Here is a 13,819-nt window from a genome sequence, read left to right as displayed (position 1 = left end):
CCGTTGGCCACAAACCCCTGCATTGTAAATGGTGTATCCATATTCAATAAGAGGGTAATTTTGTATGGCAGCGAGGGCAACGTAAAAATGTTCAGTTCCGATTGCACGCAGGACGACATCGACAGCCCATCTTCTGTGTGCGGCAACGTGCTCCCCAAAGCAACCTGTCAGATTGCGGAGCCGATCTGCCTGTCCGCCAGAATCTGCGACTGCCAGTCGCATTGCAATGAAAGCTGCTGCCGGATTCCCGACTCTATCTGCAGACATTTCGGGGGACAGCTCGACTTTGCTTCCGATCGCACTGTTTATGTTACACTCGGCATTTTTACAATCGTTCAAATTGTCAGAAACGTACAAATGCTGATTCCTGCGTATGACTTCTGCATCCCGGAAAAAGAATGTGTCACTACATCAGACAATCCATGCGATATGTTCCGCCGCATTGAGTTTCCGACCGACGAGTTTTTCCCGCCCAAAGTCACTGAATGCAGCTGCAACGACCGTTCCCGCAAAGCATAAAGTCAGACAGCAGTCTGTTACGTACAGATAAAGCCCGCCTGTTTTTCAGGCGGGCTTTGGATTTATGTCGCTTTGATCAGACTTTTTGCAGGCGGGCAAAATTCGCCATCAGCTTTTTTGTTCCGGCTTGTTCAAAAGCAATCTCCAGAAGGGTATCGTTGCCCATAGGAGAAACGGAAAGGATCATCCCCGTCCCAAACGTTTTGTGGACCACGCTGTCCCCCACCTTGAACCGGACCTTCGGCGGCTCGCTGTGGATCAGGTTCGACGGGCCGAAGCTGCGCGCCGATTCGGTCGTAACCGCCCTTGCCTCAAAAGCGGAGGTGGGAAGGGCCGTTCCCGGCGTCGGCTTTTTCCATTCCCTGGTGCGGCTGCGGACAACCAGTTCCTCGGGAATTTCCTCAACAAAGCGGGAGGGCTTGTTGCGGGAGGTGCTGCCGAAGATCATGCGGCTTTCCGCGTTGACAACATACAGTTCCTCTTTCGCCCTGGTGATGGCGACATAGGCCAGACGGCGCTCCTCCTCGATTTCCGAAGGATTGTAGATCGCCTGCATCCCCGGAAAAATTCCTTCTTCAAATCCGGGCAGGAACACGACCGGAAATTCCAGGCCCTTTGCCGAGTGGATGGTCATCATGACCACGCTGTCGGAATTTGCGTCAAAGTTATCGATGTCGGTCAGCAGGGAGACTTCCTCGAGGAAGCCGGAAAGGGTCGCCTCTTCGCCGTTATCCTCCTCGTACTTGATCAGGTTGGACGCAAGTTCGTTGATGTTGTCGATCCGGTCCTGCACGTCGTCGTTCTCGGAAGACTTCAGACTGCCGATATAATCCGTTTTGTCAAGAATCAAATGGTAAAGCTCATTCAGGCTCGTATTTTCATCGTTTGCGGCGTCAATCAGCTGCTGCATGGTCGCGGCAAACTGCAGAAGCTTGGGCGCGGTGCGCTTCAAGGGTTCGTACTGATCGGCGTTTTTAATCACGTCGAACACGCTTTCCCCCAGTGTGGCGGCGATTTCCGTAGCCTGTGCAATCGTCTTGTCCCCAATGGAGCGCTTCGGCTGGTTGATGATCCTGCGAAGCCGGATTTCGTCGTAAGGGTTGTTGATGACGCTTAAATACGCAATCATGTCCCTGATTTCCTTCCGCTCATAGAAGCGCAGGCCGCCGATAATGCGGTAGGGGATGCCGGATTTTACAAAGATTTTTTCAAGGATATTCGACTGGGAATTCATGCGGTACAAAATCGCATGGTCGGAAAATTTCCGGCCGGCCGCAACGCCTTCCAGCACCTTCTTCGCGATAAAATCCGCTTCGTCCTGTTCGCTGAAAGCGGTGTGTACGCCGAGCTTCTCCCCCGCCGGATTGTCCGTCCAGAGCGTTTTTCCTTTGCGCTCCCTGTTGTTTTCAATGACCGCGTTGGCCGCATTCAGAATATTTTTGGTGGAACGGTAATTCTGCTCCAGCCGGATCACCTTCGCGTTTGGAAAGTTCTTTTCAAAGCTCAGGATATTCTCGATGGTTGCGCCGCGGAATTTGTAGATGCTCTGGTCGTCGTCGCCCACAACGCAGAGGTTTGCGCTCTTCTGGGCAAGCAGCTTTACCAGCAGGTACTGCGCGTGGTTGGTGTCCTGGTACTCGTCCACCATAACGTATCTGAATTTGTTCTGATAGTACTTCAGCACGTCCGGGTTCTGCTGAAGCAGGTACACCGCGTTGCAGATCAAATCGTCGAAATCCATGGCGTCCGCTTCCTTCAGCTTTGCCTGATAAAGCTTGTACGCCTGTCCGACCAGCCCCAGCCTGCTGTCGCTGCCGGCCTGCTGCAGGTATTCCCCGGGCAGGATCATGCTGTCCTTCGCGTGGGAAATCGCCGAAAGAATGGACTTATAAGAGAGAATCTTATCGTCAATGCCAAGAGTTTTCTGACATTCCTTCATCATCCGGCGGGAATCATCCGTGTCGTAAATCGTAAAATGATTGGAATAGCCGAGCTTCTCCCCGTCGTGTCTCAGCATGCGCGCACAGGTGGAATGGAATGTGGAAGCCCAGATATCGTTCCCTTCCTCCCCAAGCATGGCGATCAGCCTGTTTTTCAGCTCTCCGGCAGCCTTATTGGTGAAGGTAATGGCAAGGATCTGCCACGGGCGGCAGGGCTCCACCGCGAAACGGCCTTTTACCTGAGGCGGCAACGGCTCGTCCGCGCTCAGATACCGTCTGGCCGCTTTCAGGTCTTCCTCAGTCAGATCACCGGAAATGGTTTTGCTTATGTAGGCGTTTCCGTAACGGATGATATTGGCGATACGGTTCACCAGCACGGTGGTTTTCCCGCTTCCGGCGCCGGCAAGGATCAGCAGGGGGCCGTTTACGCAGAAAACCGCTTCCCTCTGCCTGTCATTCATTCTGAAAAATTCCTTATCCAGAACATTTTTCCTGATCTCTATCACTTGATCCGTAGTAGTATTGTTCATGAATTCACCGCCAGAACTTGATAATTTGGGCGGAAGCCCGCCCATAGGTTTCTTGTTGCATAAGTTTAATTATACAATATTTCGAATACAATAGCAAATAGAAATGGGGGAACATACAAATACCCGCACCAAACCGAGTGCGGGTATTTCATAAAAAATATATTATTTCGTTATTTAATAATGCCATATTATCCAAGGATGCTGATCAGCACACCGGCCGCAACCGCGGAACCGATGACGCCGGCCACATTCGGACCCATTGCATGCATCAGCAGGAAATTGCCGGGATTTTCTTCCTGGCCAACCTTCTGCGCCACGCGGGCCGCCATAGGAACGGCGGAAACACCGGCCGACCCGATAAGCGGGTTGACTTTTCCGTGTGTCGCCCAGCACATAAGCTTACCAAACAGCACACCGCCGGCAGTGCCAAAGCTGAACGCCAGCAGCCCGAGAACAATAATCTCAATCGTCTGCAAGGACAGGAAAACCGTTCCTGTCGCCGTTGCACCGACGGTAACACCGAGAAAAATCGTAATGATATTCATCAATTCATTTTGAGCCGTATTGGAAATGCGTCCCACCACTCCGCTTTCACGGAACAGATTGCCGAGCATCAGCATCCCCACAAGAGGGCAGGCGTCCGGAAGCAGCAGGGAAACGATCACCGTTACAATAATCGGGAATAAAATCTTTTCCAGCTTGGAAACCGGACGAAGCTGCTCCATAACGATACTGCGCTCTTTCTTTGTTGTCAGCGCTTTCATAATGGGCGGTTGAATAATGGGAACCAGCGCCATGTAGGAATACGCCGCGACCGCAATCGGACCCAGCAGCTCCGGAGCAAGCTTTGAAGTAACAAAGATGGCGGTCGGGCCGTCCGCCCCGCCGATAATTCCGATAGAACCCGCCTGTTTTCCCGAAAAACCAAGAAAAATCGCGCCGATGAAGGTAGTAAAAATCCCGAGCTGGGCAGCCGCGCCCAATAAAAAGCTTTTCGGGTTAGAAATCAGCGGGCCAAAATCGGTCATCGCACCAATGCCGAGAAAAATCAGAGGAGGATAAATACCGAGCTTAACGCCCTGGTACAGATAGTAGAACAGTCCGCCGACCTGTGTGACCTGATAGTATTGCTGGCCATTTAAAACCACAATCGGGTAATTTCCCACCGCGCCGCCGTGGGCAGCCATATAATCGGAAACAAGCTGCATGGTCGTCTGCGGTGGAACCATAATGGCGGGAAAAAGATTGACAAGCAGCATACCAAACGCAATCGGCAAAAGGAGCAGGGGTTCGAACTGCTTTTTGATGGCGAGATAGATCAAAACGCAGGCAATCCCTATCATAACGTAGTTGCGCCAGTCGTTTACGGAAAATCCGGACGCTTGGAAAATTCCCTGGATGGATCGCAAAAATTCATTCAGTATCATCAATACCGGATCAGTCCCTTCTGTTTTTCAATTTTAAAAAGGGCGCGTACTCTCCAATAATCCCGCCATTCCCCATGCGGAGCGGCTGGGCTGCGAAGAGCGGCGGATACCGGTCACCCTCCCGGCGGACGTGCCGTATAAAGCGTAAACAGCTGCGGAAATGACCGCTACCGTTTCTTCGGGAATACCGCCCTGAACAGACAATGACTGGAGGGGGGCAGCAGCAAGCGGCTCAGAAATTTCCTTTTTGCCGTCTGAATTGGTTTGCAGTCCGCTGAGTACCCTGCCATAGCCTTTAATAACATAAGTCAGAAAGATCAGCACAATAAAAACGATGACCAGGCCAGTCAGTAAAACGATGACAGAAAGTTGAATTTTTTGGTCAAGACTCATAATTTTATCCCCTCGCTTCTGAAATTTCATTCTATCAAAATGAACAAATAATGAATGATTCTATCTAATTATAAACGAAGAAGGTATTTATTTCAATTATATTTTACTACTTTTTGATTTTTATTGCATAAATGTGACGTGCGAATTATAATAAATTCATAAAGAAATATTGGAAGGGAGGGTGGATTTCCTGATGACAAATGACGAATTCAGGCGTTCTTTCCGGGTACCTTTTCACAACAGCCTGGGGCTGGCCGTTTACAGCTGCGGAGTCCAGCGCTGCGGCGCGTGCCATTCCTGGGGACCCGCCGTACGCGACCATTACCTGATTCACTATATTTTGTCGGGACACGGCGCTTTTACCAGCGGCGGACAGGAATACCATCTCTCGGCGGGGGACGGCTTCCTGGTGGAACCGTCGCATGTCGTCCATTACGTTGCGGACAGGGAAGATCCGTGGGAATACTGCTGGGTCGGCTTCAACGGCAGCGACGCAAAAAGGCTGATGAGCCAGACAGGCCTTCTGGACCGCAGCCCTGTTTTTCACTATGATGAAGACCGGCTTTTTGAGGAGCTTCTGTTGAAAATCTGCAATGCTTCCGGGTCCAGCCCGAGCGACGAGGCGAGAATGGAATCCGGCCTTCTGCTGTTTCTGGCCGCGCTGATGGACAAATTCGGGGTTCCTTCCACACAGCAGGCAAACGGGTACGAGTATGTGCAGAAGGCGATCAAGTTTATCGAATACAACTATTCCAGCGATATCGGCATCACCGATATCGCCTCCAGCGTGGGAATCAGCCGCAGCCACCTGTACCGGCTGTTCATGCAGCATATTTCCCTTTCGCCGAACGAGTATCTGATGCGCTACCGCATCGGCAAGGCTTCCGAGCTTCTGGAATCCGGGAATCTGTCGGTCGGCGAGGTCGCATATTCGGCGGGCTTTTCCGATCAGCTGTATTTTTCCCGCGTATTCAAAAAATGTATGGGCACGCCGCCAAGCCGTTTTACCTGCTATGAGCGCGCGGCAAAAACGAAGGAGGACTCAAAATGAGCGAAGCAGCCGAACAAATCGCAAAATGGGCGGAGGAAATTGAAGAATACAGCTCGGTGGACTGGGAAAGGCTGCCGGAAATATATTTATATATGGACCAGGTGCTGACCTATATGAACAAACAGCTCTGCCTTTTTGAGCGCAACGAAAGCACCAGTCTTCTGACGTCGAGCATGATCAACAACTATGTAAAGGACGGGGTCCTTCCCCGGCCCGAGCAAAAAAAATATTCCCGCGAGCATCTGGCGATGCTGATGGTCATCTGTATGCTCAAGCAGGTCTTATCCATCCAGGACATCTCTTCCCTGCTGAAAACCCTTTTGGAGGACGCTTCCAAGGACGAGATGTACAGGCGTTTCTGCGAAGCGCACTCCGTCGCGCTGAAGGAGGTCGGCAACCGCGTCCGTTCCACCGCGGGAGAAGGCGACGCCGAACTGACCAGGCTGGCGATCGAGCTGTCCATAGAGGCCGCCGCGCGCCGTACAGCGGCGGAAAGAATCCTGAGCGAGCTGGCTGCCGAACAGGAAAAGAAGGCGAAAGCGGAAAAAGGCAAAGGCGAAAAAAAAGAAAAATAAACCAAATCGCACAAACCGGAAATCCAACCGTCCCGTCGTCATACGGGGCGGTTTTTTCATTCCCCGCTCCACATAAACGATGCGGATCTGTTAACCATAATGACGGATGAGCATAATATAAAAAAGACAAAAGAAAGCGAGTGATTACTATGTGTGGAATTGCGGGATTCTGTGATTATCATGACGATTTGAGCGAGGAGGCGCTGTTCTGGCGCGCTCTGGCAAAAAGAATGGGAGCAAAACTCAATCACCGCGGCCCGGACGACAGCGGCGTCCATGTTTCGGCCCACGCGGCGCTGGCCCACACAAGGCTTGCGGTTGTGGATATTGAGGGCGGCAAACAGCCGATGACCGCTGTGGCGGACGGATTCCGCTACACCATCGTGTACAACGGGGAACTGTATAACACCGGGGAACTGCGGTCGGAGCTGAAAGCACTCGGCTATACGTTTGAAACCAAAAGCGATACGGAAGTCCTTTTGAAATGCTACATTGAATTCGGATTTGCCTGTGCGGAAAAGCTGAACGGCATTTTCGCCTTTGCGGTAGACGACGAAAGGCGCGGCTGCTGCTTTTTATGCCGCGACCGTTTCGGCGTAAAGCCGCTGTTTTATTCCATGGAAAACGGGCGGCTTGTGTTCGCCTCGGAAATCAAAGCGCTGTTTGAATATCCGGGAATCAACCCTGTGATTGACCGGCAGGGGCTGTGCGAGATATTCGGAATCGGACCGGCCAGAACCGCCGGAGTCGGCGTATTCAAAAACATACTGGAAATCAAGCCCGGCTGCATTGCCGTGTTTGACAGTCAGGGTTTTGAAACATATCCCTATTTCAAGCTGAAGAGCTACGAGCATCCCGACAGCTACGAGGACAGCGTTAAGCGGGTACGGTACCTTGTGGAGGACGCCGTCACCAGACAGCTTGTTTCCGATGTGCCGCTCTGCACTTTTCTTTCCGGCGGCCTCGATTCCAGCATCATCACCGCACTGGCGGCAAGGAATTATCGGGCGGCGGGCAAAACACTTTCCACCTATTCCTTTGATTTTACCGGGAACGACAAGTACTTTAAGCCCACGGCCTTCCAGCCCGGCGCCGACAAGCCATGGGTCGCCAAAATGGCGGAGCTGTTTCAGACCGACCACCATTATCTGGAATGCGACAACGTGATGCTCGCCGACAAGCTTTACGACGCCGTTGAGGCGAAGGATTTGCCGGGCATGGCGGATGTCGACTCTTCCCTGCTGTATTTCTGCAGCCTGATCAAGAAAAATCATGTGGTGGGCATCAGCGGAGAATGCGCGGACGAAATCTTCGGCGGTTACCCGTGGTTCCATAAGAAAGAGGCATTTGAAGGCCACTGCTTCCCATGGTCGCCCGACCTGTCCATCCGAACCGGGCTGCTGATTCCCGAAATCGCCGACGCGCTGCACATCGGGGAGTATGTGAATATGCGGTATGAAGAATCCATTGCCGCCGTTCCCGTCCTGGAGGGCGAAAGCGCGCAGGAAAAGCGGCGCAGGGAAATTTCGTTCCTGAACATCAACTGGTTTATGTCCACCCTGCTTGACCGCAAGGACCGGTCGAGCATGGCAAGCGGTCTCGAGGTTCGTGTGCCGTACGCCGACCACCGGATCGTGCAGTATGTGTTCAACACTCCCTGGGAATACAAATGTCACGACGGCGTGGTGAAAGGCCTGCTGCGCGACGCGGCGCGGGAATGGCTGCCCGAAGACATTCTGATGCGCAAAAAGAGCCCCTATCCCAAAACGCATAATCCGGCCTACGAAACGCTTGTGAAGCAAAGGTTGACGGAAATCCTGTCGAACAGGGAAGAACCGCTTCACAAGCTCGTCAGCGAAACCGCCGCCGCGGAGCTGCTCAGTGAAAAATCGGATTACGGCAAGCCGTGGTTCGGCCAGCTGATGGCGGGTCCCCAGATGATGGCCTATTTGCTTCAGATCAACTACTGGCTGAAGAAATACGATATCGCGATTGAACTGTAATTCCCCGTCCCGATGAAAGCATTTCCCGGTTGCAATTTGGAAGCTCCTGTTATACAATAAAACAAATTTCAAACCAGAAAAATACATCCTATAATAATTGCAAGGGAGTATCATCATGACTTTTTCCAAGCGAATCCTTGTTTTTCTTCCCGCCGAAGCACAGCATCAATCGCTGCTCGAACAATCCGCCCCGGACTGCCGGTTTACGTACAGCTCCTACAGAAGCGTCACCAGAGAGCAGGTGCAGGACGCCCAGATCATCATCGGCAACCCGCCGGCGGAGTACCTGAAGAATTCCCCGAATCTGGAGTGGCTGCACTGCAACAGCGCCGGGGTGGATCCTTACCTGAAGGAAGGCATCCTTCCCAAAGGCACGGCGCTGACGAATTCGACGGGGGCGTACGGCCTTGCGGTTTCCGAACATATGCTTGGCATGCTTCTGGAAATCATCAAACGTCTTCACACCTACCGCGACGCGCAGAAGCTGCATGTCTGGAAGGGTCAGGGCAAGGTGAAGTCCATTTATCGTTCTACCGTACTGGTGCTCGGTATGGGGGATATCGGCGGCGAATTTGCCCAAAAGGTAAAAGCGCTGGGCGCGTACGTCATCGGGCTGCGCCGCACCGGCGGAGAGAAGCCGGAGTACGCCGACGAAATGCATTTGACCACGGATCTGGACAGCCTTTTGCCACGCGCGGATATTGTCGCCCTCTGCCTGCCCGCCACAAAGGAAACCGATCACCTGTTTTCGCGCGAACGCCTCGCCCTGCTCAAAGAAGGCGCGATCCTCCTGAACGTCGGACGCGGTACGCTTATCGATACCGAAGCGCTCTGCGACGCGCTGGAAAGCGGGCGCCTCTTCGGAGCCGGCCTTGATGTGACGGACCCGGAGCCCTTGCCGGAAGATCACCGGCTCTGGGATATCCCCAGCGCCGTGGTCACGCCCCATATATCGGGGCTTTATCATTTGCAGGAAACCCTTGAGCGCGTGGTGCGCATTGCTGCGGAAAACCTGAAGCATTACGCAAACGGTGAACCGCTCAACAACACTGTCGACTTTGCCACCGGCTATCGGGTGAAAAAACAATAAAGAGAATTCAAAGATTTTCTCAAAGATAAAAACGCTGCAGCCCCGTAAAAATGTGGGGCTGCAGCGTTTTACTGTTCCGCCGAAATATTCTGTTTTTTCATTCCCTTAAGGTATAAAATAATAAAAACATCGCAAGCTATAATGAAAAATTCATACAGAAAGGAATGTTCCATATGGCACAGCTAAATCAAATGGAATTGCAGAACTTGCGGCATATGCTGGGAGCACACGATACCGCCTGTGAAAAAATGCAGACTTATGCTCAGCAGGCAACGGACCCCCAGGTGAAATCTTTCTTTGAAAAGGCCGCTCAGGATGCAAAGAACACCAAACAACAGCTTATGACTTTTTTACAGTAGGAGGTGTAAACGATGCAGGAAAAAACAATGGTAAACGATGCTCTGTCCATGGAGAAAAGCGACCTGACTTTTTACGCTAACGCGATTTCCGAATGCGCAAACCAAAATCTGAGGTCAACGCTCCAGCAAATCCGCAACAAGTGCGAAACTTCGCAGTACGAGCTGTACAAGCTTGCCGAGACAAAAGGTTTTTACAAACCGGCCGCACAGGCAAACGAGCAGGAGATTCAGCAGATCAAAACGCAGCTGCAGGGCTGATCTTCCAGAGACGCCCGGTGATCTGAGAGCATTTCTATCAGTTCAGAAGCCCCTGAGTGAACGAAAAAATCCGTTCACTCAGGGGCTTCTTTCTACCTGGCAGTTGTTTGCCCTTTCGGTCTGTACCGGGTTCCGGGTTCTTGGGTCACCAACGCGAATTGTCAGCGGTGACTCGCTGCTGATCGGACTTGGGCGGTCGTACAACGGCGCGCGTTCCGCGAGTCCCTGCGTATTTCATCCGTTAAGGCAACCCTGATTCTTTCTCCCGACTTGTGCCGGGTTCCAGATTCTTGGGGTCATCAACGCAAAAACAGGGGATGCCCATGCGGGCATCCCCTGTTTTGGTGCTGGTGATCGGACTTGAACCGATACGGTGTTGCCACCGAGGGATTTTAAGTCCCTTGCGTCTGCCGATTCCGCCACACCAGCAATTTAACAGTTGCTATTATAGCATAGCACAACGGCAAAATCAAATAGAATTTTCCTGTCAATACTGAATTTGAATCTGGTTTTTTCGGGAATATTCTTTTGTGGCGCTGTCACGCACCACTTCGGACTGATTTTGACGCAGCAGCTTGCACAGCTGATACACATCCACCCAGATTTCGTTGACGCTTTCCTTCTGACTCTCGTCGAAAATCAGCTGAAGGCCGAAGTGCAGATGGCTCACCTTAATATTATTGACATTTTCCTTCGTACTATAACCCGTATGGCCCACATATCCGATGACGTCGCCGGCGGTCACCGTCTGGCCGACCGCGAGATTGGCGGCATAGGGGCGGTTCTGCCTTAAATGCGCATAGTAATAATAGCGCTGTTTGTCAAAGCTGCGGATCCCGATGCGCCAGCCGCCGTACTGGTTCCAGCCCAGCGCCTCCACAATACCGGATTCCACCGCGATGATGGGCGTGCCGGTCGCAGCCATCATATCGTGGCCGAGGTGCTGCCGCTTGTATCCGTAAGTCCGGGATGCGCCGAAATCGTCGTATTCCTCATACGGAAAGGTTTTGGCAATCGGTGAAAATCCGATCAGGCCGTATTTCTCCTCCCCGCTGCCGTCGGTATAGGTACCGAGAAGTCCGCCCAGAACCGCCGTGTACGCCTTAAAATAGTAGGGATAATATTTCATGTCCTTTGTCAGGTCCGCCATGCTCTGCGTTTCCAGCTTTGACATCAGAACGTCCAGGTCATTGCTCTTATAGCGTGAAAAATTTCCGCCGTACTTCGCGGCAAGATAGGCAAGCAGTTCGATCCAGCTTACCTTCTTCTCCTCTTTCTGAGAGGCAATATCCAGATTCATTGCTTTTTTGAGAGCAAGATACGGCACGTTGAACTCAACGTACTTTATGTAATCACCGGAGGAAGACGACGCTGAACTCTCCATCTGTGCATCCGCGGGCACACTTTCTCCGTAACGGCCTGAAGCGGCGGCAATTCCTGCCGCCGCCGCGAGGACAAGGATAAAAGCAATGAGCCTTTTTCTCTTCATAATCATACGATTCAACAAGCAATCACCTACTGTCTATCCATTATTATGAAGGAAGGGCTGAAAATATTGCAAAAATTCAAAGGTCATCCGCGTCCTGATCCGGTTTTTCACCGTCTCTGGCCGTGCCGGTATAACTGCCCAGCACATCGGTCGGAATCTCGCTTTTGCTCATATTGGGAAGCGTAGCCGCCATTTTGTCTACATCCGTATATTCTTTATTTTCTTTTTTCCTGTTCTTCCGCCAATTCTCAAACATAAAAAATCACCTCATGCTTATTATGAACAAGCAGAGGTGAAATATGAATCCGCCTATTTCAGCACCGCGCCGACGGTCCGGAACATGATCTTGATGTCGTTCAGCAGGGAAATATTTTTCATGTATTCCAGATTATATGCCATTTTAGGCGGTAAAATCTGTTCCACATACACTTTCTCCGGGTCTTCGGCCGCATTGAGCAGGCTGTCCTCATCCTTGAACGCAATGCTCGAGGTAGCCGTAATGCCGGGCCGGATCAGCAGCGTCGCCATATATTCCGGGGCATAGACATCCACATATTTGCGGACCTCCGGCCGGGGACCGACAAGGCTCATACTTCCGCCAAGGACATTTAAAAGCTGTGAAAACTCATCGAGCCGCAATTTCCGGATGAACCTTCCGACTTTTGTCACACGCGGGTCATCGCCCACCGTCAGCGGAGGTCCGATTTTATCGGCATCCTGTACCATTGTTCTGAACTTGAAAATTTTAAAGTCCTGATTGTAGCGTCCGACGCGAACCTGCCGGTAAAACACAGGCCCTCTGGAGTCGATTTTGACGGCCAGCGCCAAAAGAAGAAAAAACGGCGAACAAACCGCAAGAATCAGCAGCGATACCACGATATCAAACGCACGCTTCGCGCCGAGCGAAAACCTGCGCTTGTTCAGCAGAGTGAGATATTCCTTCGTATATTTGTTTCTCATTCCCTTGGGGAGTGCTTTAAAATCCACGACATGATCTCCATTCCAGATTTTGTATCTTTCCTATTATAGCACAAGTTTTCGCTTCATAACAATTTTTTGTATTGCAGAGCACAATATGTTTACAATTCCCATGCGATAATGCTATACTATTCACATATTACAGCAGATTAACGAACGGCGGGCACCTGAAAGAATCGTGCTTTTGTTGAAAATTGCTGTACTTTGAAATAACGGACGAAGGGGATAAAAAATGTATTATCTGGGAATTGACCTTGGGGGAACCAACATTAAGGTTGGCGTCGTCGACGAAAACAGTCAAATCATTGCTACGGCGAAAAGGAAGACCGCCGTACCCTGCCCTCCTGAAGATATGTGCGAGCAGCTTGCTTCCACCGCAATGGAAGCGCTGCGCAATGCAAATCTCACCTTGGACGACGTGCCGTGGGTGGGCATCGGCACCCCCGGTACCGTCAATACGGACACCGGCGTGGTGGAATTTTCCAACAACCTGTATTTTAACCATTTCGAGCTCAGAAAGTTTCTGGAAGCAAAAATGAATAAAAAGGTCATCGTGGAAAACGACGCGAACGCGGCGGCCTACGGCGAGTATCAGGCGGGCGCGCTCATGGGCGCGAAAAACGCAATGGCGATTACGCTCGGCACCGGAGTGGGCAGCGGCATCCTCATCGACGGTAAAATTTATTCCGGCTCCAATTACGGCGCGGGAGAAATGGGACATACCGTGATTGTCTTTCAGGGAAGGCACTGCACCTGCGGCCGCGACGGCTGCTGGGAAACATACGCCTCCGCCACCGGCCTGATCCGCTCCACCAAAGAGGCGATGGAGAAATCCGCCGACCGCAGCAGTCCCATCTGGAAGCTGGTGGACGGCGACCTGAACAATGTGGACGGTCGTACCGCCTTTGACGCAATGCGCGCGGGCGACCCGATCGGGAAAGCCGTTGTGGACGAATACATCGAGTACCTGGGCTGCGGGCTGGCCAACTGCATCAACGCATTCCAGCCGGACATTCTCTGCATCGGCGGCGGCATCTGCAACGAAGGAGAAACCCTTCTGAAGCCGCTGCGCGAATATGTCGCCAAGGAAGCCTATTCCCTCAGCCCGCAGGGGCAGACCAAGATTTGCAGGGCATTGCTGGGAAACGATGCGGGAATCATCGGCGCGGCACTGCTGGGCAAATGATTCCTCATCACCAAATATGAC

14 protein-coding genes and 1 tRNA gene are annotated in these 13,819 nt (G+C 52.0%); 8 read left to right on the top strand and 7 right to left on the bottom strand.

Annotation, left to right across the window (positions count from 1 at the left end; all coding sequences use genetic code 11):
- The first annotated feature begins 60 nt into the window (after nucleotides 1–60).
- Nucleotides 61–519, top strand: a complete 459-nt coding sequence (locus ACRQV7_RS06370; RefSeq protein WP_444659869.1) for a hypothetical protein — start codon at nucleotides 61–63, stop codon at nucleotides 517–519.
- A gap of 76 nt (nucleotides 520–595) precedes the next feature.
- On the opposite strand, the gene ACRQV7_RS06365 is transcribed toward ACRQV7_RS06370, so the two are convergent.
- From ACRQV7_RS06365 to ACRQV7_RS06355, 3 genes are all read right to left on the bottom strand, one after another.
- Nucleotides 596–2,989, bottom strand: a complete 2,394-nt coding sequence (locus ACRQV7_RS06365; protein ID WP_444659868.1) for an ATP-dependent helicase — start codon at nucleotides 2,987–2,989, stop codon at nucleotides 596–598.
- 188 nt (nucleotides 2,990–3,177) lie between these two features.
- The gene (locus tag ACRQV7_RS06360) at nucleotides 3,178–4,419 is read right to left on the bottom strand and encodes a sodium ion-translocating decarboxylase subunit beta (RefSeq protein ID WP_442867974.1); all 1,242 of its coding nucleotides are present in this window, start codon (nucleotides 4,417–4,419) and stop codon (nucleotides 3,178–3,180) included.
- A 30-nt stretch (nucleotides 4,420–4,449) separates the two neighbouring features.
- Nucleotides 4,450–4,809 (bottom strand): OadG family protein, encoded by a 360-nt coding sequence (locus ACRQV7_RS06355; protein WP_275714071.1) that lies wholly within the window; start codon nucleotides 4,807–4,809, stop codon nucleotides 4,450–4,452.
- Nucleotides 4,810–5,002: 193 nt separating this feature from the next.
- On the opposite strand from ACRQV7_RS06355, the gene ACRQV7_RS06350 reads away from it, so the two are divergent.
- The 6 genes from ACRQV7_RS06350 to ACRQV7_RS06325 all read left to right on the top strand — a co-directional run bounded on the left by ACRQV7_RS06350 (nucleotide 5,003) and on the right by ACRQV7_RS06325 (nucleotide 10,145).
- Nucleotides 5,003–5,860 carry an AraC family transcriptional regulator gene (locus ACRQV7_RS06350; RefSeq protein ID WP_275714069.1) on the top strand — a complete coding sequence of 286 codons (858 nt, stop codon included), beginning with the start codon at nucleotides 5,003–5,005 and terminating at the stop codon, nucleotides 5,858–5,860.
- A complete protein-coding gene (locus tag ACRQV7_RS06345) occupies nucleotides 5,857–6,435 on the top strand; it encodes a DUF1836 domain-containing protein (RefSeq protein ID WP_444659867.1) in 579 nt (192 codons plus the stop codon). Before ACRQV7_RS06350 ends, ACRQV7_RS06345 begins: the two co-directional genes overlap by 4 nt.
- A 149-nt stretch (nucleotides 6,436–6,584) precedes the next feature.
- Nucleotides 6,585–8,438 (top strand): asparagine synthase (glutamine-hydrolyzing), encoded by a 1,854-nt coding sequence (gene asnB, locus ACRQV7_RS06340; RefSeq protein WP_444659866.1) that lies wholly within the window; start codon nucleotides 6,585–6,587, stop codon nucleotides 8,436–8,438.
- A 115-nt stretch (nucleotides 8,439–8,553) separates the two neighbouring features.
- The gene (locus ACRQV7_RS06335; protein WP_444659865.1) at nucleotides 8,554–9,528 is read left to right on the top strand and encodes a D-2-hydroxyacid dehydrogenase; all 975 of its coding nucleotides are present in this window, start codon (nucleotides 8,554–8,556) and stop codon (nucleotides 9,526–9,528) included.
- A 173-nt stretch (nucleotides 9,529–9,701) separates the two neighbouring features.
- Entirely contained in the window at nucleotides 9,702–9,887 is a 186-nt protein-coding gene (locus ACRQV7_RS06330) for a hypothetical protein (RefSeq protein WP_444659864.1), read from the top strand.
- 12 nt (nucleotides 9,888–9,899) lie between these two features.
- Nucleotides 9,900–10,145: a spore coat protein gene (locus ACRQV7_RS06325; protein ID WP_444659863.1), complete on the top strand. Its 246-nt coding sequence runs from the start codon at nucleotides 9,900–9,902 to the stop codon at nucleotides 10,143–10,145.
- 342 nt (nucleotides 10,146–10,487) lie between these two features.
- On the opposite strand, the gene ACRQV7_RS06320 is transcribed toward ACRQV7_RS06325, so the two are convergent.
- The 4 genes from ACRQV7_RS06320 to ACRQV7_RS06305 all read right to left on the bottom strand — a co-directional run bounded on the left by ACRQV7_RS06320 (nucleotide 10,488) and on the right by ACRQV7_RS06305 (nucleotide 12,621).
- Nucleotides 10,488–10,574 (bottom strand) — tRNA-Leu (locus ACRQV7_RS06320).
- Between the two features lie 58 nt (nucleotides 10,575–10,632).
- The gene (locus tag ACRQV7_RS06315; RefSeq protein ID WP_444660242.1) at nucleotides 10,633–11,640 is read right to left on the bottom strand and encodes a M23 family metallopeptidase; all 1,008 of its coding nucleotides are present in this window, start codon (nucleotides 11,638–11,640) and stop codon (nucleotides 10,633–10,635) included.
- A 70-nt stretch (nucleotides 11,641–11,710) separates the two neighbouring features.
- Entirely contained in the window at nucleotides 11,711–11,890 is a 180-nt protein-coding gene (locus ACRQV7_RS06310; protein ID WP_038323665.1) for a hypothetical protein, read from the bottom strand.
- A gap of 53 nt (nucleotides 11,891–11,943) precedes the next feature.
- Nucleotides 11,944–12,621 (bottom strand): sugar transferase, encoded by a 678-nt coding sequence (locus ACRQV7_RS06305; protein WP_442867973.1) that lies wholly within the window; start codon nucleotides 12,619–12,621, stop codon nucleotides 11,944–11,946.
- 223 nt (nucleotides 12,622–12,844) lie between these two features.
- Here ACRQV7_RS06305 and ACRQV7_RS06300 point away from each other — a divergent pair, with 223 nt between their 5' ends.
- Nucleotides 12,845–13,798: an ROK family protein gene (locus ACRQV7_RS06300; RefSeq protein ID WP_444659862.1), complete on the top strand. Its 954-nt coding sequence runs from the start codon at nucleotides 12,845–12,847 to the stop codon at nucleotides 13,796–13,798.
- Nucleotides 13,799–13,819 lie beyond the last annotated feature (21 nt).

The sequence above is a fragment of the Caproiciproducens lactatisolvens genome (assembly GCF_052443335.1).
Taxonomy (GTDB): domain Bacteria; phylum Bacillota; class Clostridia; order Oscillospirales; family Acutalibacteraceae; genus Caproiciproducens.
This window is presented reverse-complemented; position numbering and strand designations above follow the sequence as displayed.